17 protein-coding genes and 10 tRNA genes are annotated in these 21,073 nt (G+C 31.2%); all 27 read right to left on the reverse strand.

What is annotated here, in order from left to right; translation table 11 throughout:
- Positions 1-206 precede the first annotated feature (206 nt).
- On the reverse strand, positions 207-2,597 hold the full coding sequence (gene spoIIE / locus LGK95_RS15365; protein WP_226125665.1) for a stage II sporulation protein E: 2,391 nt from the start codon (positions 2,595-2,597) through the stop codon (positions 207-209).
- 316 nt (positions 2,598-2,913) lie between these two features.
- Positions 2,914-2,990: transfer RNA gene (locus LGK95_RS15370), tRNA-Met, on the reverse strand.
- 5 nt (positions 2,991-2,995) lie between these two features.
- A tRNA-Met gene (locus tag LGK95_RS15375) sits at positions 2,996-3,071 on the reverse strand.
- 4 nt (positions 3,072-3,075) lie between these two features.
- Positions 3,076-3,164, reverse strand: a tRNA-Leu gene (locus LGK95_RS15380).
- Between the two features lie 49 nt (positions 3,165-3,213).
- Positions 3,214-3,289: transfer RNA gene (locus LGK95_RS15385), tRNA-Met, on the reverse strand.
- Positions 3,290-3,294: 5 nt separating this feature from the next.
- Positions 3,295-3,383, reverse strand: a tRNA-Leu gene (locus tag LGK95_RS15390).
- A 50-nt stretch (positions 3,384-3,433) separates the two neighbouring features.
- A tRNA-Met gene (locus LGK95_RS15395) sits at positions 3,434-3,509 on the reverse strand.
- Positions 3,510-3,631: 122 nt separating this feature from the next.
- Positions 3,632-3,707, reverse strand: a tRNA-Met gene (locus LGK95_RS15400).
- Positions 3,708-3,906: 199 nt separating this feature from the next.
- Positions 3,907-3,983: transfer RNA gene (locus tag LGK95_RS15405), tRNA-Met, on the reverse strand.
- Positions 3,984-3,987: 4 nt separating this feature from the next.
- Positions 3,988-4,063, reverse strand: a tRNA-Met gene (locus tag LGK95_RS15410).
- Positions 4,064-4,068: 5 nt separating this feature from the next.
- Positions 4,069-4,157 (reverse strand) — tRNA-Leu (locus LGK95_RS15415).
- 167 nt (positions 4,158-4,324) lie between these two features.
- Complete coding sequence (locus LGK95_RS15420; RefSeq protein WP_226125666.1) at positions 4,325-4,738, reverse strand: S1 domain-containing RNA-binding protein; 414 nt, start codon at positions 4,736-4,738, stop codon at positions 4,325-4,327.
- 88 nt (positions 4,739-4,826) lie between these two features.
- On the reverse strand, positions 4,827-5,099 hold the full coding sequence (locus LGK95_RS15425) for an FtsB family cell division protein (protein WP_226125667.1): 273 nt from the start codon (positions 5,097-5,099) through the stop codon (positions 4,827-4,829).
- Between the two features lie 92 nt (positions 5,100-5,191).
- Positions 5,192-5,596: a spore cortex biosynthesis protein YabQ gene (yabQ, locus tag LGK95_RS15430; RefSeq protein WP_226125668.1), complete on the reverse strand. Its 405-nt coding sequence runs from the start codon at positions 5,594-5,596 to the stop codon at positions 5,192-5,194.
- A gap of 8 nt (positions 5,597-5,604) precedes the next feature.
- Entirely contained in the window at positions 5,605-5,898 is a 294-nt protein-coding gene (gene yabP, locus LGK95_RS15435; protein ID WP_226125669.1) for a sporulation protein YabP, read from the reverse strand.
- A 145-nt stretch (positions 5,899-6,043) separates the two neighbouring features.
- A complete protein-coding gene (locus LGK95_RS15440; RefSeq protein WP_226125670.1) occupies positions 6,044-6,304 on the reverse strand; it encodes an RNA-binding S4 domain-containing protein in 261 nt (86 codons plus the stop codon).
- A 108-nt stretch (positions 6,305-6,412) separates the two neighbouring features.
- Positions 6,413-6,688 (reverse strand): HU family DNA-binding protein, encoded by a 276-nt coding sequence (locus LGK95_RS15445; RefSeq protein ID WP_216304589.1) that lies wholly within the window; start codon positions 6,686-6,688, stop codon positions 6,413-6,415.
- Positions 6,689-6,787: 99 nt separating this feature from the next.
- Positions 6,788-8,233, reverse strand: a complete 1,446-nt coding sequence (locus tag LGK95_RS15450) for a bifunctional methyltransferase/pyrophosphohydrolase YabN (RefSeq protein WP_226125671.1) — start codon at positions 8,231-8,233, stop codon at positions 6,788-6,790.
- 22 nt (positions 8,234-8,255) lie between these two features.
- Positions 8,256-9,794 (reverse strand): putative polysaccharide biosynthesis protein, encoded by a 1,539-nt coding sequence (locus LGK95_RS15455; RefSeq protein WP_226125672.1) that lies wholly within the window; start codon positions 9,792-9,794, stop codon positions 8,256-8,258.
- Between the two features lie 167 nt (positions 9,795-9,961).
- Entirely contained in the window at positions 9,962-10,513 is a 552-nt protein-coding gene (spoVT, locus tag LGK95_RS15460; RefSeq protein ID WP_264174580.1) for a stage V sporulation protein T, read from the reverse strand.
- Between the two features lie 242 nt (positions 10,514-10,755).
- Positions 10,756-11,745, reverse strand: a complete 990-nt coding sequence (locus LGK95_RS15465; RefSeq protein ID WP_226125673.1) for a peptidylprolyl isomerase — start codon at positions 11,743-11,745, stop codon at positions 10,756-10,758.
- Between the two features lie 74 nt (positions 11,746-11,819).
- Positions 11,820-15,341 carry a transcription-repair coupling factor gene (mfd, locus tag LGK95_RS15470; protein ID WP_226125674.1) on the reverse strand — a complete coding sequence of 1,174 codons (3,522 nt, stop codon included), beginning with the start codon at positions 15,339-15,341 and terminating at the stop codon, positions 11,820-11,822.
- 57 nt (positions 15,342-15,398) lie between these two features.
- Positions 15,399-15,962, reverse strand: a complete 564-nt coding sequence (gene pth / locus LGK95_RS15475) for an aminoacyl-tRNA hydrolase (protein WP_226125675.1) — start codon at positions 15,960-15,962, stop codon at positions 15,399-15,401.
- A 249-nt stretch (positions 15,963-16,211) separates the two neighbouring features.
- Complete coding sequence (locus LGK95_RS15480) at positions 16,212-17,414, reverse strand: S1C family serine protease (protein WP_319001933.1); 1,203 nt, start codon at positions 17,412-17,414, stop codon at positions 16,212-16,214.
- Positions 17,415-17,503: 89 nt separating this feature from the next.
- Complete coding sequence (locus LGK95_RS15485; RefSeq protein WP_226125717.1) at positions 17,504-18,916, reverse strand: sensor histidine kinase; 1,413 nt, start codon at positions 18,914-18,916, stop codon at positions 17,504-17,506.
- Positions 18,917-18,919: 3 nt separating this feature from the next.
- Entirely contained in the window at positions 18,920-19,606 is a 687-nt protein-coding gene (locus tag LGK95_RS15490; RefSeq protein WP_226125676.1) for a response regulator transcription factor, read from the reverse strand.
- 381 nt (positions 19,607-19,987) lie between these two features.
- A complete protein-coding gene (locus LGK95_RS15495) occupies positions 19,988-20,959 on the reverse strand; it encodes a ribose-phosphate diphosphokinase (protein ID WP_226125677.1) in 972 nt (323 codons plus the stop codon).
- Positions 20,960-21,073: the final 114 nt, after the last annotated feature.

Genomic DNA, 21,073 nt, shown 5'->3' on the forward strand with positions numbered 1-21,073 from the left:
ATCATATTACTATATAATATAGTAACATATATTTACCATTTATTAAACATAACTCTAAAAAGGAAAAAATGAAGAACATAAAAGAAGCTTTTTCTCCCTTCATATAAATTCTCCATTTTTTTGTTTCCCATTTCACTAATGTCTTAGCAATTGTTATCTTAAACATAGATCTAATTTACAGGAGCTTAACTTTTCTTTTATACTTATTAATATAAACTATATATCTTTGAAACGAGAACTGTCATATCATCTTTTACCTTATTTCCACTTAATTTTTTTGCCTGTGCAAGCAATCCATCAGCTAGTTCGTTTGGATTATTACAATTATTTTTACCCAAATAATCAACAACCCAATCCACTCTGCCTACATTTTCATCATTATAATCTAATACCCCGTCACTTAGCATAACCATAACATCACCATTTCTCAAACTCCTTTGTTGTATGTCTATATCCGCCTTATCTAAAACACCAATAGGAAGGGACTTTGATTTAATGATTTCTAAATTATCACCAGATTTTAAGAATGTTGCAACAGCTCCCACTTTTAGAAAATCAATTTCACCAGTATATAAATCTATACTACTCAAATCAATAGTTGAAAACTTTTCTTCTTGAGAGAACCTCAATGTCATTATTGAGTTTACAGTATTAATTGCCGTAATCTTACTAAACCCTGCTGATGTAAATTTTTCTATTAGTTCAACAGCAGCCTCACTCTCTCTACCTGCTTGAGGCCCTGAACCCATTCCATCACTAATAACTGACATATAACTTCCATCCGCAAGCTTACCAAAGCTATAGCTATCACCATTGAACTTTTCACCCTCTTTACACTGCCTAGCAACGCTTGACACCACATGAAACTTAGGTGTTTCTTCAATCGTTACCTTGCACATATTGGTCTTTGCATCTATGCAACACCCCTCATCGCTAACACACATACACTTTCCTGTTACACTATTTATAATAGGTAATAAATCCTTTACGCACATCTGTTTCCCGCTACAAGCATTAAGTGACAATTTAATGCTCAATCGGCCGAGCTTATCATTTAAACACATAAGATCATTATGCTTAATTCTATTTTTATCCAATGCTCTACATATAAGTTTCTCCATAGGAGCATCTATTTGTATTTCAGAATTAAATTCTTCAACGATTTCTCCTACAGAGTTCGCCATATTTCCAATTTGATTTGCTAAAAGCTCGCGACCTTCACTAAGTCTCGTTCGCCACATTTCATTTATAATATGTTTGTTAACGATGTCTTCTGCATTTTTAAGTATTGCAGTCCTCTTTATACATTTTCTTTCAATTTCTTCTGGTACAATATTACTTTTCCTTTCAAAATTTTGTATTAATTCCTCAAAGGCTGCATATGTATAATGTAATTCTCTTTTCCAACACATAGACTTCATATTGCAATTGCTACACACCCTATCAGCAAGATTTTCCACAAGCGCACTGCTTTTACCTTTCATTGCTAGTTTTTCATTGTCCACTAAATTATTTAATATATCAGACATATTAGTGAGTACATCTGAAAAGTTATTTAGCCTTCCTACAAACGTATCCTTAATTTTGTTTATGTAACCCTGCTCTATATTCTGCTTTTTTTTATCTGAATTAAACTCCATAGATAACTTTTCATAAACATTTTGTGGTATTAGTAAAAATATTACTGCTGCTACAAAAGCTTCAAATACCATGAACGCAGGTCCAGTAATACAATATATTTTTATTATTGAAAAAGCTACTAAATAAGATGTTGCACTTAAAAGTTTTCCAGTTTCTTTAAAAACTCCTGTTATTAAACCACAAATGCCATACATACCTATAAACACAATCATATTTTGAGAAGACATTCCTACAATAATGCCCATAGCAACTCCTGATGCAGCACCAGCTCCACTCCCATTAATGTATGCAATTATTATTACAAAGGCTAGTCCTAATATATTAGTAATTGATATAGTAAAAATACTAAGCCCCCAAGTACCTGCTATAATCAAAGAACTTATTATTGACATACTTATAATTTCTTCATTTGAAAATATATGTTTTGTTTTGATTTCCTTGAAGCATAAAAGACTATAATCTAGAATAAAGTATAAAGGAAAGATACATAACACTAGAAAAAACGAATTTAAAAAGGCCATTAATGCACCTACTCTAACAATAAAAAAATTATAGGCAAACAATTCGAATATAATAATTGCAAACATACTAGCTAAAGCTTTTGTTTTAACCTCCATTTTAATAAAAATGTGGCTTAAACAAGCAATTGTAACTATTACTATTAAATATGAAGGTAAATTCTTTATACTACTATATAAAGTGATATAGCCTATAAATGTACCACTGGCTGTAATTAATGAAACCCTATCATTATTAATAAATACTGTAGCTATTAAAAAAGCTATACCAAATGGTGCAGTATTATTAAGAAGAAGGACTCTGCTTATCAATAAGCTTACTGCAAAATAAACTATTCCTCTAATAATTAAACTAGCATTTAATGCGTTCTTCTTTTGAGCTTCATCTTTCGCTTTTTTAAGTCTCTCGTATGGAAATATATCAATTCCGTATTGCATATTACAACTCACCCACCTTTATAATTAGGACTTCATTATAACAAAACTGTTTGGAAATAATTGTCATAAGATGAGATGCTTGTACATTTTTTATGAGACAATAATTTGTATATTTTTTACATACGAATTATACATTCCCTATAATATAAAAAAACCTACCATATTAATATAGTAGGTTTTAGAGTATTATATGAAGCTTGTCACTTCATGACATTATATATTCGAGAAATTTATACTTATATGTTTTTGTACATTCATATATTAATATCATATTTTTTAACGTAAAAAAATAACTCACAAGTCTCCTTGTGAGTTATGGTAGCGGAAATAGGACTTGAACCTACGACCCTTCGGGTATGAACCGAATGCTCTAGCCAGCTGAGCTATTCCGCCGTATTTGGTTGCGGGAGTAGGACTTGAACCTACGACCTTCGGGTTATGAGCCCGACGAGCTACCAACTGCTCCATCCCGCGATATTGGTGCTGAAGACCGGAATCGAACCGGTACGGTGTTTAACCACCGCAGGATTTTAAGTCCTGTGCGTCTGCCAGTTCCGCCACTCCAGCCTATTTTATATAATTTTATAACTTTATGTATTAGTAATTTAAAATTTAATGGTTGCGGGAGTAGGACTTGAACCTACGACCTTCGGGTTATGAGCCCGACGAGCTACCAACTGCTCCATCCCGCGATATTTGGTGCTGAAGACCGGAATCGAACCGGTACGGTGTTTAACCACCGCAGGATTTTAAGTCCTGTGCGTCTGCCAGTTCCGCCACTCCAGCCTATTCATTAAAAATTCACTTAACTTACACATTGAGTAATTAAAACTTATTGGTTGCGGGGACAGGACTTGAACCTGTGACCTTCGGGTTATGAGCCCGACGAGCTACCAACTGCTCCACCCCGCGATATTAATGTTTATTATTTATTCAATTTGCACTCTTAAACTTAAATGTTTTAAATTTAAATTAATTTTAACTCGTTACTATAAAAATTAATTTTATAATTATATTGACTAGTTAAAACTTAATGGTTGCGGGAGTAGGACTTGAACCTACGACCTTCGGGTTATGAGCCCGACGAGCTACCAACTGCTCCATCCCGCGATATTAGTGTTGAAAATTCAAACTTCATTAGAAAAACATTTAGTTGTTATATTAAGTTTTATGTTTCTACATTAGATTACTTTAGTTTGTTCCCATATGATCTTTTTAAAATCAATTTCAATTATATAATAATATCTTCCGCATGTCAATACTTTTTTTATAATTTATGTATTGAATATATAAAAAATATATATTAAAGTGGTAGCGGAAATAGGACTTGAACCTACGACCCTTCGGGTATGAACCGAATGCTCTAGCCAGCTGAGCTATTCCGCCATATTGGTTGCGGGAGTAGGACTTGAACCCACGACCTTCGGGTTATGAGCCCGACGAGCTACCAACTGCTCCATCCCGCGATATTTGGTGCTGAAGACCGGAATCGAACCGGTACGGTGTTTAACCACCGCAGGATTTTAAGTCCTGTGCGTCTGCCAGTTCCGCCACTCCAGCTTAGTTGTTGTTTATAACTACTTGCTAGCATCTAAAATGCTACCTCATGGCAACATGTTTTATTATATATGATGTATAAACCGTTGTCAATAACTTTTTATTTTTTTTAAAATAGGAACTAAATACTTAGTTCCTACAACTTTTACTAATAACTTTAATTTTTTTTACTAATAACTTGAAGTTTTTTTACTATAACCTCTTCCTTTTCCTTCTTGATGTTTTTTCACATCTTGAAATCTTTCTTCACTGTCTTTTAGAAATTTAGTCATTATATCTTCAAAATTACATGTATTCGACTTGCTTTTTTCCTTATCCCAATCTATTTCCATTGGTTTAATAGACCTTTTAGGTACTCCAGCTTGTTTTATTGATAAGCTTATCTTACCATTATCATCTACAGAAATAACTTTTACTTTTACTATGTCATTTTCTTTAAGATGATCATTAACATTTTTAACGAATGTATCTGAAACTTCAGATATATGCACTAAACCTGTTTTACCCTCCACTTCTACAAATGCACCAAAATTGGTGATATTTACTACTTTACCTTCTACAATACTTCCAGCCATTAAGGTCATATTAAAAAGACTCCTCCTTAAAAATTATGTTTTTTATTTTATATATTAATTTAATAATAAGTATAACAATGATTATAGCATTTAGTTTTTAATTTTTATTATCCATTACAGGAGTTTCACCTTCTTTAACAAGACCTAATATTTCTCTTGCCAATTTTTCTATATATTTGTCAGTTTTAGATAACTGTACTTCATCCTGTAACGATTTCTTTTCTTCTTTTTTCTTTTGTAATTCAACATTATACTTTTGTAGTTCTTTTTTTTGTCTAACCATGGTTGTCTGTTGCTGAATTAAAAGATAACCAACATACACCATAACAAGAACTAATACGACACCTTTAATACTAAATTTTTTTTTCATCTCCATACCCTTTTCCTTTCAATGGAATGAGTATTCTTTTAGCTTTATAAATCTATTTTAATTTGTATTGCACATTTCTTCAAGCTATTTCTTTATAATTTACCCTTTTTTTTTATTTTCAGCTTATAAAGCAATAAATTGACTGGGTATAAAATAACATTCCATACAATCCTAACTACTCTTCCATTGAATTTTAATGATCTGTATTGGAGCTTTATAAAGACTCTGCTTATGAGTCTCAAATATAAGTATACTCCTATTATCAAACATACATACACATAAAAGTTTATGTATCCCTCGTTAGTATACATCAAAAATATAAAAACCACTATAGAAGTTAATGTCCAAAATAATAAATCTTGTATTATAGTCAAAATTTTGTTAGGATTTTCAAAGCCTCTTATTAATCTATAAACATCAAAAAACACTCCTGTTATTATACCAGATAACAAACTGAATATTATAAGTTTAAGTTGACCCATCAATGAAATTATCATAACATACCCTACCTAAACAATCTTGATATTATACTATCTTTTTTAACTTTACTTTTATCACTAGTATACACAAAAGAATCAACTTTACCAGTTATTATAACATCACCATTTTGAACATCTAACTTATTCATCTTTAATTCTTTTCCCTTAACAATCATTGTTCCAACATCTGTATTTAACAATATTTGATTTTCATTAAAATTTATAACCTCTATAACTCCATTAATAGTTAACTTTTTTCTGTTTTCAAGCATTAATATACTTTTCTTATCTTCTATTTTTGTGTCTTTTCTTATTTCCATAATATCCCCCTTATTAATTATACTTTAAAAAATTGGGAATTAGGGAATTTTTCCTATTCTCAACTCTTAATTAATTACATATCATTATATTCCTATAAAATATATATGCTAAAAAAACTTAATTAAGAATTATATTTAATAACATTTATTCTTTGTCTTCTCTTCCTGAAATTATTTCATACATTTCTTTTGCACTTTCTTTAGTAACATGCTCTGCTATATTTATAATTTTAGCCTTTAAAACTTGATTTGCAAATTTTATTTCAATAAGATCACTTTCGGATACAACCGTCCCAGCCTTCGCTACTTTGTCATTTATAGAAACTCTACCACTTGCACAAGCTTCTTTTGCAATTGTTCTTCTCTTTATAATTCTTGATACTTTTAAATATTTATCTAATCTCATTTATACTTCCCCTTTTTAAGATTTCTTACTACTTTAATAATTTATAAATCAAAATTATTAAAATAAAAAACCTAGATATACATCCAGGTTTTCTACATCATTGTAAAACTATTTATTTACTATATCTTTAAATTCTTTACCAGCTTTAAATACTGGAACTGTTGAAGCTGCAATTTGTATTTCTTCCTTTGTTCTTGGGTTTCTTCCCATTCTTGCTGCTCTTGCTCTTGTTTCAAAAGTTCCAAATCCAACCAACTGAACTTTCTCACCTTTTTCTAATGTTTCTTCAATACTTTCTATAATCCCTTTTAGCGCTGCTTCCGCATCTTTTTTTGTTAAATTAGATTTTTCTGAAATACTTGTTATTAATTCTGATTTATTCATTTTTGTTACCTCCTCGTAATAAGTACACTATTAAATAGCATATTCTTCACTAATTTTGAAATTCCTTCTTTTAGGTCTAGTTTTATTTTACAAATAAATTTATCGTGATTTTGATTCGTTCCATAATTCGTCCATTTGTGCAATTGACATTTTATTTACATCTAGACCCTTAGTCCTTGCATTTTCTTCTATGTACCGGAAGCGATTGATAAATTTATCTATAGTATAATTTACTGCAAATTCAGGGTCTATGTCAAGTAGTCTAGCAACATTTACAGTAGAAAACACTAAATCTCCCACTTCTTCTACTATTTTTGCCCTATTTTTCCCTTTATATACATCTCTTACTTCTTGTAATTCCTCCAAGACTTTTTCCATTGCAAGTTCAACGCAGTTAAAATCAAACCCAACTTTCGCTGCCTTTTGCTGAACTTTTTCTGCCCTCATTAACCCCGGCAAACTTTTAGATACATGTTTTAATGTATCTGTATAACTACTAAAACCTTTTTCTTTTATTTTAATTTTGTCCCAACTTTCTAAAACTTGATTAATATCCTTACTTTCTTTGTTTTTAAAAATATGAGGATGCCTATTTATCATCTTATTTGTAACACCTTTAATAACATCAGCTATATTAAAGAATCCTTCTTCTTTTCCTATTTGTGAATGAAATACCACTTGAAGCAATACATCTCCTAGCTCCTCAACCATATTATCTTCATCCTTTGAATTTATTGCATCTATTACCTCATAAGATTCTTCAATAAGACATTTTTTTAAGGATTCATGGGTTTGATGTTTGTCCCATTCACACCCATTTTCATCTCTTAACGTATCTATAACTCCTATTAAATCATAAAAATCTTTTGTAGCCTCTAGGTCTTTTGGTATAAATATTGAAGTTAAGTAATCTATATCTTTTTGCCTATCTAATTCATATAAGTTAATCTCTCTGATGCTTTCTAGACCCGCTACACCTGCCGCTCTAACAAATTGGATTTTCATATCATCTTTGTAGTAATCAAGTAAAGCAAGTTTTACATCTGTTGCTATAGAAACATTGTAAACTTGAGTTATTAAAAGCCCTACTCTTTTATCTAAAATCTGATTTTTTATATCAAACGCATCTATAATTTTTAATCCTTCTATAGGATCTATTTTTAAGCTCTGAATAACAGCATCTATGAAACTTACCGCAGGCATAATTTCTATATCAATATTGTTTTTTTCACAAAGTTTCAATAAAAGTTTGACAGTTGTTTCTGCAACAAGAGGATGACCTGGTACTCCATAAATAATATCTCCATATATTCCATGTTTTTCAATAAGATCTTCTGCAATCGACCTATACACATCATCAAAATTGTTATATTCTTCATATTTATTATCATAGGTTTCAAATTTAATACATATGGACTTTAGATAATCTACCGTAGGATGTTTTTCTGTTCTTAAATAAACTTTTTTATCACCCTTAAGAATTTCGAGTGTTCCTATAGTTAGTGATTCTATCGATCCCGGACCAAGTCCCACTACTTTAATCATTAGCTTCTACCCCTTTGTTTTTTTATTTTCGCCTTGAAAATTTGTTTTTAATTTCTTGATATTTAAATATTCTAAGAAGAAAAACAAATATTAAATAAACAATAATGCCTATCATTATAGATATTATGCAAGACAATCCTTTACTCATTGTATAATTATAGACAATAGCATTGCTAAATACAACTGCAACTATCATTATACTAGCAGCAATAGCTGGTTTTATAAATGCATCAACCCTATTAAATTTAATATTTAAACTTTTCTTTAATTCGTGCATATTTAATAAACAACTTGTAACATATCCTAATATTGTTCCTATAACTGCTCCATATATATTTACATTTGAAAATGAAACTAATACGTATGTTACAATTACTTTTATCACACACCCTACTGCCAAATTATAAACAGGTTTCATATAATTCCCAATACTCTGGAGTATTGCAGTACTGGTTTGTGTTAATATAACAAAAGGTATACATATTGATATATATTTAAGAATTTCATATCCTGCCGCGTCTTTCATAAAAACTAAATTCATTATAGGGTATGCCATAAAAAACATGCCTAAAGCTGATGGTAATGCAATAACATTAGACAATTTAACAGCCATATCTACCCTTTTAATGAGTTCCTGTCTTTTGCCTAAAGAAAATGATTCTGCAATTATTGGCACCAGAGATGCGCACAGTGCCACAGAAAGTGCTAAAGGTACATTCATCAAGGTGAACACCTTTCCAGTTAATTGGCCATACATTACGGCAGATTGTAATTGAGTGAATCCTGCTTTTAGAAGCTGCTGTGGCACTAGAATAGAATCTATTAATGACATAATAGTACCTACTGCAGCGCCCATAGATATAGGCAATGCGGCTTTAGCTAAATCTCCTAAAATATATTTATGCATCTTTTTTCTTATTACTGGTTGCTCTTTTTTTACTTTAACATAGGTTGAAACCAAATATATACTTCCCATAATCGCACCAACTAGTGTTCCAAGAGCTGCTCCTCCAGCTGCATATTCTATACCCTTTGGAAATAACAAATACGCGAACAAAACTCCAGCCACAACTCTTCCAACCTGTTCTACTACTTGTGATATGGCAGTTGGTCTAACATTTTGAAGTCCTTGAAAAAAGCCTCTAAATGTACACATAATAGAAACAAATATCGGTGCTATAGCAATAGCCAAAAAAGAGTAATACGCTTTAGGATTCCACTTTAATATAGTTATAATAGGCCTTGCAAACATTAACATAAATGTAGTAAATGCTGCACCTAATATAAGCATAAAAATAAGTGTTTGTCTTAAGACCTGATGAACTCCCTCCCTATCATTCTTAGCGTTCATTTCAGATATAAGCTTAGACATAGCTATTGGTACGCCTGATGCTACTGCTACAAAAAACATATAGAGTGGATAGGACATCTGGTAGTATCCCATCCCCTCGTCCCCTATAAGTGCCTGTATTGGTATTCTAAAAAACAGCCCCAAAAATCTCGCGAATAATCCTGCCATTCCAAGTATAATAGTTCCTTTTATTAATGAATGTTTCTTCATAATAACCTCCTTGTATTCGTTAGGTATATGTAATAATTACAGTCTCTGATTATAATTATTTGATTTAAGAGGTTATTATTACTATTTTTTCAAAAAAAATAAAAGTATATATTACTGAAAAAGTGTTTCACTTCCCTCAGCAATATATACTTCAGAGGTTTTTACGACTATTGTTCCATTTGTTTTCCTAGAAAAGAAGCTGCAGTTTCAGCTAGTTTTAATTCTAAATTTCCAAATTTAACTTCTGCTTCTGTGGAAGTTATTAGTACTGCACCAATAGCATCTCCCTCCGTTATTATAGGTGCAATAACCTGTGCATTGTATTTGTTTTCTGCTTCATCTTCATATATAGCTATAACTTTTTCTGAACCTTCGCCTAACACAATTGCTTTTCTGTTTTCCATTATTTTTTCTAGTTCAATACTAACCTTTTTATCTACGTATTCTTTTTTAGGACAGCCGCTTACAGATATTATGTTATCTTTATCGCATATAATAATTATGTTACCAATAGTCTGTTGTAATGATTCAGCATATTCTCTAGAAAATTCACTTAATTCCCCTATAGGTGAATATTTCTTCAAAATAACTCCACCTTCTCTATCAGTAAATATTTCTAGTGGATCTCCTTCTCGTATTCTCAGAGTTCTTCTTATTTCCTTAGGTATAACAACTCTTCCTAAATCATCTATACGTCTTACTATTCCTGTTGCTTTCATTTGAATAATTCCTCCTTTTATAAAATCTTATATAATATACTAGCTCTATTATTATCTTTCTAAACTTGGAATTTTATGCACTTTTGTATATGTTTAATTTTATCCCAAAAAAAAGACCTATAATACTTAAATCAAAATTTTATTTTCCAAACTTTTTCATTTTAATAACTTAATTTACAAAAAAATAAAGAATACCTTTATATTAATTAAAGGTATTCTTTATAAAATTATGAAATCAATTATTATAAATTTTTATCGTATTTAACTATTTTAGCTTCTGTTTGCCATTTTTTCATAGCTTCTGTCCAAGCACTAGTTTTTTTAGTCGTTAAAAGTGTTTTTTGTACTTCTGACTTAACTGCATCAAATTTCTTTATGGGAGTCGCTTTATTTTGAATTGATTTTATTATGTGATATCCAAATTGAGTTTTAACTGGCTGTGAAATTGTGCCTTCTTTTAACTTTATAGCCGCTGCCATAAATGTTTTATCCATTTGAGCATCGTTGTACTTTAAAGTACCTAAATCTCCACCATTATCCTTAGTTCCATCTGTACCTTTTTCTTTTGCCAGTTTAGCAAAGTCTTCACCAGCATCTAAACGTTTCTTAATAGCCTTAGCCTCTGCTTCTGTTGGAACTAAAATATGAGCTGCATGAATTGTACCGTCTGTAAATTCATTTGGATTAGCCTTGTAGTATGCTTTTTCCTGTGCCTCAGTGACTTTAACATTCTTTGTGATTTCAGTATATAACACATCCTGAATAACACTTGGCTTTATTCTTGCCTTTAGTGCTTCTTCTGTAAGATTAGCTTGTGCTAATGCCTCGGTATACTTCGCGTCTGTTCCCAAACTTTTCTTTATTTCTGTTAGCTGATTGGTTATTTGCGCGTTTAATTGAGCATCGGTAGGCATTAATTTAAGCTCTTCCGCCTTATAATTTACAATTTTTTCAGTAACTAAGCCTTCTAATACTTGCTGTTTTTGTGTTGTTAGCTGCTTCATAGCCTCAGTATTATCTTTATAATTTGTTCCATATTGTGTTTCTAGTTGTTTTATAACACCTGCTAATTGTTCATCTACCTGACCTCTTGTTATTTTAGCACCAAAAACTTTTGCTACTGGACTTTTAGCAATACCTTGTGGTGTTTTTTCAATCATATTACAACCTATTAACGATGTAGCAAACATAGTTATTAAAGCCGTACTAATTATCTTTTTTACGTTTTTCATTTTACTTCCCCCATTCTATATGTAATATCGCTTTTAAAAGTTCTTCTGCGATACCCATTAATTTTAACACAAATTTACTTATTTTCAACTATACTTTTTATGTAATTTACGATCTCTATCAGATTCGCAAGCATCTCTTCTTTATTTGAATTCTTTAGTTTATATGCAAATGCCGGCTCCTTCCCTAATTTAAATACAATACTCCTATTATATTTAGTAACCAAGGCTTTAACTAACTCTTTATTTATTCGATCGCTTTTATCAAACTGTAATATTATCTCTTCCTTTTCTTCTCTAATTTCAATTATACCAACTTCTGCTGATATACATCTAAGATAGGCAATATCCATAAGATTAGCAACACTAGTTGGTATGTCTGAAAACCTATCTTCTATTTCCTCTTGTATATCTAACATGTCTTCATGACAATCAATAGCTGCAATCTTTTTATAAATTTCAATTTTTTGCATTTCATCTTCAATATAGGTTCCAGGAATATACGCATCTATCTTTATTTCAACAGATGTTTCAATAAGTTCCTTTTCTACATCCCCTCTTATATTTTTAACTGTTTCTTCAAGCATCCTACAGTATAAATCGTAACCAACGGCTGCCATATGACCGTGTTGGGCACCGCCCATCATATTCCCAGCACCACGAATTTCAAGATCTCTCATTGCAATTTTAAAACCTGACCCAAGCTCCGTAAAATCCTTAATTGCTTTAAGTCTCTTTTCAGCAACCTCCGTTAACACCTTATCTTTTTTATAAGTAAGGTATGCATAAGCTATTCTATTTGACCTACCAACTCTGCCTCTTAATTGGTAAAGCTGAGAAAGTCCCATCTTATCTGCCTCATAAATAATAATTGTATTTGTATTTTGGATATCTATCCCTGTCTCGATGATTGTAGTACACATTAATATATCATACTTTTTTTCCATAAAATCTATCATAACAGATTCTAATTCTCTTTCAGTCATTTGCCCATGTGCAATGCATACTCTAGCTTCTGGAACTAATTTACCCATATACGCCGCCATTTCTTTAATAGTTTCTACTCTATTGTACACAAAGAAAATTTGACCATTTCTATTAAGTTCTCTTAGAATAGCATCCCTTATTAATTGATCATTAAACTCCACCACATAGGTTTGTATTGGATATCTCTCTTCTGGTGGTGTTTCTATTACACTTATGTCGCGAACTCCTGTAAGAGACATATGCAGAGTTCTTGGGATAGGAGTTGCTGTTAGTGTAATTACATCTATATTCTTTCTTAAACTCTTTATTTTCTCCTTGTGTGTAACCCCAAAACGTTGTTCCTCGTCTATAATTAATACTCCAAGATCTTTAAACTTTACATCGCTCTGAATTATCCTGTGAGTTCCTATTAATATATCTACGTTTCCCTCTTTTGTAGCTTTTATAACAACCTTCTGCTCAGCTGGTGTTCTAAACCTACTAACCATTTCCACTTTTACTGGAAAATCAGAAAATCTTTTGGTTAAATTTTTATAATGCTGCTCAGCGAGTATTGTAGTTGGCACTAGAAATGCGACTTGCTTACCATCCATAACTGCTTTAAACGCCGCTCTAACCGCTACTTCTGTTTTACCATATCCAACATCTCCACATATTAACCTATCCATTGGTTTATCCGATTCCATATCTTTCTTAATTTCTTCAATTGCTGCTAATTGATCTGGCGTTTCGTCAAAAGGAAATTCTTCTTCAAATTGTTTTTGCCATACGGTATCCTTACTATATCTATGACCCTTAAGCGAAGCCCTTGTTGCATAAAGTTTTACCAAATCCTCCGCTATGTCTGCAATGGAATTCTTAACTTTATTTTTAGCTTTAACCCATTCTATGCCACCTAGTTTACTAATTTTTGGTGCTTTTCCTTCGCTTCCTATATACTTTTGTACCAAATCTAATTGTTCAACTGGAACATAGAGGGTATCGCCAGAATTATAGCTAAGTTCTAAATAATCTCTTTTATGGCCATGAACCTCCAACTGCTTAATTCCTTTATATACACCTATTCCGTGATTTACGTGAACAACATAGTCTCCCAATTTAAGTTCTGTAAAACTCTTAATTTTACTTACTCCCTTTTTACTTGCGCGACTAGTTGTTTTTCTTTTTGCTCCACCAAAAACCTCTTTATCTGATATAACACATAGTTTTAGCTGTGGATACTCAAATCCCTTTAATTGATTACCAAAGGTTACAACTACTTCTCCAAATTCAACCTCCGCAATACTGTCTTTATATACACTCTCAATTCCCCTATCGCGAAGTGTACCTATAAGTCTTTCACCTCGAGTCCTTGTGCCAGATAGAATTACGATCTTATACCCTTTACTTTTTTTATCCTTTATATCATCAATAAGCATATCTAATTGTCCATGATAATCATAAATTGTAATTTGAGAAAAAGATATTATGGATTTTGGTTTAAGTAGTTTTGTAGTTTTAGCTATAGCATTTATTGTCATAACTTCAAGTGACTCTAAGTCTTCAAATATATTCTGCTTATTAACTAAAACCTCCGCCTGCTTTGGCAGTATACTCCCCCTTTTTAAAAAAGTTTCGTAATTCTCTTCAAACTCAAGATATACACTGTCTAATTTGCCTAAACACCTTTGTGCATCATCAACTATTATAAATGACCCCTTCATATAGTCTAAGAAAGTAGATGTAGCATCATAAAAATAAGGCATATAACTATCGATATCTTTGAAACTCCAGGTCTCATTTAATGATTCTAAGTTAATACTCACTAAAGATTTTATTCTATCTATAACTTCTTTGTCCTTTTTTTTATTAAGTTTACCCACTACATTATCCAAATCTTCCTTTATTTTATTATATCCTTTTTCTCTAATCTCATCAGTTATTATTATTTCCTTTGCCGGAAATATCTCTATTTCGGCTACCTTATCAATACTCCTTTGAGTTTCACTATTAAATGTCCTTATAGAATCTATCTCGTCGTCATATAGTTCTATCCTAAAAGGTAGCACCGATATAGGAGGATATACATCTATGATCCCACCTCTTATAGAAAATTGTCCCTTGTTTTCTACCCTATCTACTCTTTCATAGCCACACTGAATTAATTTTTCTGAAAAGAATTTGAACTTTAATATACTTCCTACTGACAATTTAAAAATATATTGTTTTAGTAACTCTTTAGGAATATATGTAGCTGTCAAAGCCTCAATACAAGTAATTATTATTTTTTTACCCTTTTCCATAATCTTTTTCATTACTTTAAGTCTTTCCCATCTCAAATCCCCAGATACGGCATCTGCATTATAAAATCCCATTTCTCTAGTAGGAAAATAGTATACTTCATTTACATAAAAAGATAGGTCATCGTAAATATTTTTAGCTTCCACATCACTATGTGTTAATATTAATATAGACTTATCTAGTTGTTCATACACACCGTTTACTAGATAGTTTTTTGCTGATTCCGAAAGTCCATATACACCAATTGGATATGCTTCTTTCTCTATATTCATTAAAATGTTTTTAAATTGATTACTTTCTTTCAAAGGCTTCATAAGCCCACTCAGTCTCATGTTAACACCTCTCACTCACCGCATAAATATATATATGATTTTAATAATAAATCTAATTTAAGCAATAAATCCATTAAATTGATTCATTGCCTCAGTACATCCTTTTTCTATTATAGTTTTGGTAGCTTCTATACTAGCCTCAAAAGCCTTTCCAACCAGCACTCGATCTTCTTTAGAAAAACGTCCTAAAACATGTGGTATTAGTGCCTTCTGTGGCTGACCTACACCTATTTTAATTCTTGAAAATATATCTGAGGACATACACGAAATGATGCTTTTTATGCCATTATGTCCACCAGCACTACCTTTGCTCCTTATTCTTAGTTTACCTGCATCCAAACTAATATCATCATATATTATGATGATATTTTCATTAGGAATCTTATAAAATGAGGATGCTTCTCGTACACTTTCCCCACTTAAATTCATATATGTACTAGGTTTTAAAAGAATGACTTTTTCAGATGCTATGTTAATTTCCGTGCATACACCTTTAAATTTTATCCTATTAATTGAAACATTATACTTATCCGCCATTAAATCAATTACATCAAATCCTACATTATGTCTTGTATGTTTATATTCATCTCCTGGATTTCCTAGTCCAACTACCAAATACATTATTACCTCCATATATAATTATGTTAAATATATATACCTTTCACATAATTATTTCTTTCCTTTTCATATTTATAATATTATACCTAAAAAGTATATTAATCCACAACTTTACACAATAATTACCATATAGTATATATTTTTTACTAATATAATATTAAAAAAATAACTAGTTTGTATGCTAGTTATTTTTTTAATGCCTACGTATCATGATATAATTATATTAATGTCATTCCTAGTTCTAGTTTATCTTTAGTGGATTTTTAATTCAGAGAGAATTATATTAATATTTTGAGCTTTACCATTTCTCCAGATTTTACAGGATAAACGATCAGAAATTTTGAACTTTTCCAAAACGTTACTTATATCTTCCATATTTCTAACACTCGTATCCCCTATCTGCATTATAATATCGCTTGGCATAATTCCAGCTACTGCTGCTCCACTACCACTTATAACATCTTGTACATACACACCTTTCTTAGTATCATTGCCTTTTGAAATTGAAGGCACTCCATAAATACCTAGAGTAGGTCTAATCATTTTACCGTTAGTCATTAAGCCCTTAATAATTTCTTTAACTTCGTTTGCATTAATAGCAAAACCCATTCCGTGATCTCCACTCGCTGAACTTATTTTCAAACTATTTATACCAATAACTTCCCCATAGATATTGCATAATGCTCCGCCACTATTTTCTGCGTTTATAGATGCATCAGTTTCTATTATTTTATACATAGTTTGTTCTCCAGTTTTCTTATCAGCTATATTAACTTTTCTATCTAGTGCACTTATAATACCTGAAGTAACCATTCCCGAAAACTGTTCACCTAGAGGGTTACCAACGGCAATGGCTATATCACCTACATTAACCTTTGATGAATCAGCAAAAGTTGCAATAGGAAGATTGCTCGCCTCAACTTTTATGACTGCTAAATCCGATATAGCATCTGTACCTACAACTGTTGCATTCAAAACTTTATCATTACTGAATTTTACTTTTATTTGCGATGCACCTTCAACCACATGATAATTAGTTATAATATAGCCATCGTTCTTAAATATAATTCCAGAACCACTTCCTTCTGGAGTATCCCACAATCCTTGTTCTTTGTTACTAATTCCAACTATTGCGGGTGCTACTTTTTCAGAAACTTGTGAAATACTATTACTATATACACCTTTGATATTACTATTTTCCAAACTACCGGAACTTAAATTACCAGTAATATCTTTTGGCGCCTTATCTTTATTAACTACATATTGTGCTGTAATTCCCCCAGAGAGTGCTGCTATAAGTATAAAACTAAATACTTTTATAAATAATTTAAAATAGTTTTTTTTATTGTTTTTTCTAAATTTAATCTCACCAAATATATCTTGATCACAATCTGCATTTTTCCACATAGCATCTCTTATTTCTTCATACGACTCATAGTTATCCTTATTATTCATAACATCACCCCCCCTAATGGTCATAACTATATCATTGAAGTTTTTAAAACACATATGAACAAATCGTGATATTTTAGTTGCATTGCAAATTATTTCACTTTCATCAACGTAAAAATAAACGAAACCCCGTTATCCTTATTTTCAACCCATATATCTTCCTGTAATTGAGTTATTATATTTCTCACTATAGATAATCCAAGTCCAGTACTCTCTTTGGCCGTTCTTGATTTATCAGCTTTGTAAAACCTATCCCAAATATGCAATAAATCGTCATCATCTATTCGTGGACCATTATTGAACACGGATATGAAGGCCTTTTTCCCCTTAACTTTTGAACTAATTTTTATTTTTCCACCTTCATTAACATATTTTATTGCATTATCTAATAAATTTGTAATAACTTGAACTAGCCTATCCTTGTCTCCTGCTACAATTAAATTATCCTCATCAAAGCATACATCTACCGATGCCCTTTTATCCTTAATTTTTGTTTCATTTTTTATAACTGTAAGTCTTATAATCTCATTTATATCCACTTCCATAATCCTTAAACTAAATTTACCAGCTTCAATTGCAGACATATCCAGTAAGTCGTTTACAAGCCTTGTTAGTCGTTGAATTTCTTCGTAAGCAATAGATAAGTAATATTTTTCTTTTTCCTCAGGAATTACTCCATCTAGTATCCCACCGATAAACCCCTTAATTGATGTTATAGGTGATCTAATCTCATGTGATACATTCGATATGAAATCACGTCTATTTTTCTCATTCTTTTCTACAGAATCCGCCATAAAATTAAAGGTTTGAGCAAGTTGACCTATTTCATCGTTAGATTTTAAATAAACTCTTTTATCTACATCCCCATTAGATATCCTTCTAGCTACATAATTAATTTCCGCTAATGGCTTTATAATTATTTTTTGCGAGAAATAATATATAACTATGCAAGAAAATATTATTGCAAAAATTGCAGATATCCAAATTATTTCATACACACGTTTTAATGATGCACTTACCTCTTCAATTGAATTGTATAATATTATAGATCCCTTGAATACACCTGCATCATTCTTTATTGGTGTACCAAACACTCTAACAGTTTTATCAAATATTCCAGCATAAGGTCCTGTGATTTCAAATGTATGCCCAAGTCTAAGCTTCGCAAGTTCCGTAGCAAAAACTTGCTTTCCCATAAATTCCTTATGTTCTTTATTAGATACAGCGTAAACATAACCATAACTATCAGTAAGCCAAATATCCGACTTTATATACTCAGCAATTATTGTTATCATATTATTTACTTCGTCTGACGACGCATCCCCAGTCATATATTTCATAGCGAGTCCTTGTATTATATATGACTTATCTAAGAATTGTTCTTTTCGCTCCTGGAAAAAATAATTTTGAAACCAATAAGATAAAAATGACGCAATAATTATCAAACTCATTGAAATTATAATAGTATAGGTGGCTAGCATTTTAAAAAAAAGACCTTTTTTCACCATCTATTTCACCTCAAATTTATATCCTACTCCCCAAACAGTCTCAATCTGCCAATTCGGTCCTCCTTGAAGCTTTTCTCTTACTCTTTTAACATGTACATCCACTGTTCTAGAGTCTCCCGGGTAATCATATCCCCAAACCTCACATAGCAATTGTTGCCTAGTAAAAACCCTATTTTTGTTAAGTGCTAAATAATGTACTAATTCAAATTCTTTAGGTGGCATTTTTACCTCGGCACCTTTATATGTAACATTATATGAGTTAATATCAATTTCTAGATCCTCAAAATTCAGGACTTCTTTCCCACCATTATCTAAGTTATACCGCCTAAGCACAGCTTTTACTCTTGCAATTATTTCTTTTGGCTCAAAAGGTTTTACTACATAGTCATCTGCTCCAAGTTCTAGCCCTAATACCTTATCAAAGGTTTCTCCTTTAGCAGTAAGCATAATAACTGGCGTTTCATGCTCTTTTCTTATCCATTTTAAAACGTCTATACCATCAATATAAGGTAACATTATATCTAAAAGCACTAAGTCTGGTTTATAACTTAAAAAAGCTTCCTGCGCAGCCCTACCATCATGTACTACTTTTGTCGCATACCCTGAGCTTTCAAGATACATTTTAATTACCTCAGCAATATTTTTGTCATCATCAACTATCAGTATTTTTCCTATAGTTCCTTCCATATCAGTACCTCCAAATTATTCTATATTATTTTCGTTTATTGTTTTTGCTTATCATCTCTTAAAAATAGCTAAATCACATACTAAATTATTTATTAAAAAATACTTATGAATAATTCACCTTATAACTAATTTATCATACTTTAATGTTAACTGATTAGTTTTATTAAAAATGTTACAAATTATTCACCTCTTCAGGTATATAATTCAGTCACTTTACATAACTACTGCTTATATATAGTATAGTCATATACTGATATTATATAAATATTGTGTAAATTTAATTTTACAAACCATTAATTCACATTAATTGCTAACAAATCATAAAAAAATAGTGATGCTCAATTATAAAAAATTGTGCATCACTATTTTTCAAATATGTAATTATAAGTTATTTTCTTCCTCAAATAACTTGCTTACAGAAACATCCTCATATATTCTCTTTATAGCTTCTGCCAAAATTGGTGCTACAGATAATGTAGTAAATTTCGCGCATTGTTTGTCTTCTGGAATATCAATTGTATTTAGTATTATTAATTCTTTTATTACTGAATCATTTATTCTTTGAATAGCAGGTCCAGATAAAACCCCATGACTACAACATGCATAAACATCCTTTGCTCCTAATTTAACTAGTGCATTAGCTCCATTAGTTATTGTCCCTGCAGTATCTATCATATCATCCATCATTATAACTGTTTTATTCTTAATATCACCTATAACATTCATAATCTCTGCAACATTAGCTTTCGGTCTTCTCTTATCAATTATTGCTATTGGCGCATGCAATTTATCTGCAAACTTTCTTGATCTAGCAACACTTCCAAGATCCGGTGCAACTACAACTACATCATCCCTATCCTTAAATCCATTTTTAATATAATACTTTGCAAGTATCGGTGTACCAGTCATGTTGTCAACAGGAATATTAAAATACCCCTGTATTTGAGCTGCATGTAAGTCCATAGTAAGTACTCTATCAGCTCCTGCAGTTGTTATAATATCTGCCACAAGTTTCGCTGTAATTGGATCTCTAGCTTTTGCTTTTCTATCTTGCCTTGCATATCCATAGTATGGTATAACAGCAGTTATTCTTCCTGCTGAAGCTCTCTTAAATGCATCAATCATAATAAGTAATTCCATTAAATTGTCATTTACTGGAGCATTAGTTGACTGAACAACAAATACATCTGCACCCCTGACCGTTTCGTGGATATTAACAGATATTTCTCCATCACTAAAAGTTCCTACTTCTGAAGCTCCAATTGGTAATCCTAGGATGTCGGCTATATCTGAGGCAAGTTTAGGATTTGAGTTACCTGTAAAAATTTTAATATTTTTGCCATGGTTTATCATCTGTAGTCCTGATTTTCAATATTTATAACAAATTATATTTCTATATAATAAATTATAAATTTTCATTCTACCTTCTAAGCAAAATGGCAGTAAAAGCGATCCACTGCAAAAATC

This window comes from Clostridium algoriphilum (genome assembly GCF_020443705.1).
GTDB classification, from domain to species: domain Bacteria; phylum Bacillota; class Clostridia; order Clostridiales; family Clostridiaceae; genus Clostridium_AD; species Clostridium_AD algoriphilum.

Excerpts from the sequence above, each read along its gene's own strand:
- spoIIE (WP_226125665.1), bottom strand. The coding sequence starts at position 2,597 with ATGCAATACGGAATTGATATATTTCCATACGAGAGACTTAAAAAAGCG.
- LGK95_RS15420 (WP_226125666.1), bottom strand. The coding sequence starts at position 4,738 with ATGACCTTAATGGCTGGAAGTATTGTAGAAGGTAAAGTAGTAAATATC.
- LGK95_RS15425 (WP_226125667.1), bottom strand. The coding sequence starts at position 5,099 with ATGAAAAAAAAATTTAGTATTAAAGGTGTCGTATTAGTTCTTGTTATG.
- yabQ (WP_226125668.1), bottom strand. The coding sequence starts at position 5,596 with ATGATAATTTCATTGATGGGTCAACTTAAACTTATAATATTCAGTTTG.
- yabP (WP_226125669.1), bottom strand. The coding sequence starts at position 5,898 with ATGGAAATAAGAAAAGACACAAAAATAGAAGATAAGAAAAGTATATTA.
- LGK95_RS15440 (WP_226125670.1), bottom strand. The coding sequence starts at position 6,304 with ATGAGATTAGATAAATATTTAAAAGTATCAAGAATTATAAAGAGAAGA.
- LGK95_RS15445 (WP_216304589.1), bottom strand. The coding sequence starts at position 6,688 with ATGAATAAATCAGAATTAATAACAAGTATTTCAGAAAAATCTAATTTA.
- LGK95_RS15450 (WP_226125671.1), bottom strand. The coding sequence starts at position 8,233 with ATGATTAAAGTAGTGGGACTTGGTCCGGGATCGATAGAATCACTAACT.
- LGK95_RS15455 (WP_226125672.1), bottom strand. The coding sequence starts at position 9,794 with ATGAAGAAACATTCATTAATAAAAGGAACTATTATACTTGGAATGGCA.
- spoVT (WP_264174580.1), bottom strand. The coding sequence starts at position 10,513 with ATGAAAGCAACAGGAATAGTAAGACGTATAGATGATTTAGGAAGAGTT.
- LGK95_RS15465 (WP_226125673.1), bottom strand. The coding sequence starts at position 11,745 with ATGAAAAACGTAAAAAAGATAATTAGTACGGCTTTAATAACTATGTTT.
- mfd (WP_226125674.1), bottom strand. The coding sequence starts at position 15,341 with ATGAGACTGAGTGGGCTTATGAAGCCTTTGAAAGAAAGTAATCAATTT.
- pth (WP_226125675.1), bottom strand. The coding sequence starts at position 15,962 with ATGTATTTGGTAGTTGGACTAGGAAATCCAGGAGATGAATATAAACAT.
- LGK95_RS15480 (WP_319001933.1), bottom strand. The coding sequence starts at position 17,414 with ATGAATAATAAGGATAACTATGAGTCGTATGAAGAAATAAGAGATGCT.
- LGK95_RS15490 (WP_226125676.1), bottom strand. The coding sequence starts at position 19,606 with ATGGAAGGAACTATAGGAAAAATACTGATAGTTGATGATGACAAAAAT.
- LGK95_RS15495 (WP_226125677.1), bottom strand. The coding sequence starts at position 20,959 with ATGATAAACCATGGCAAAAATATTAAAATTTTTACAGGTAACTCAAAT.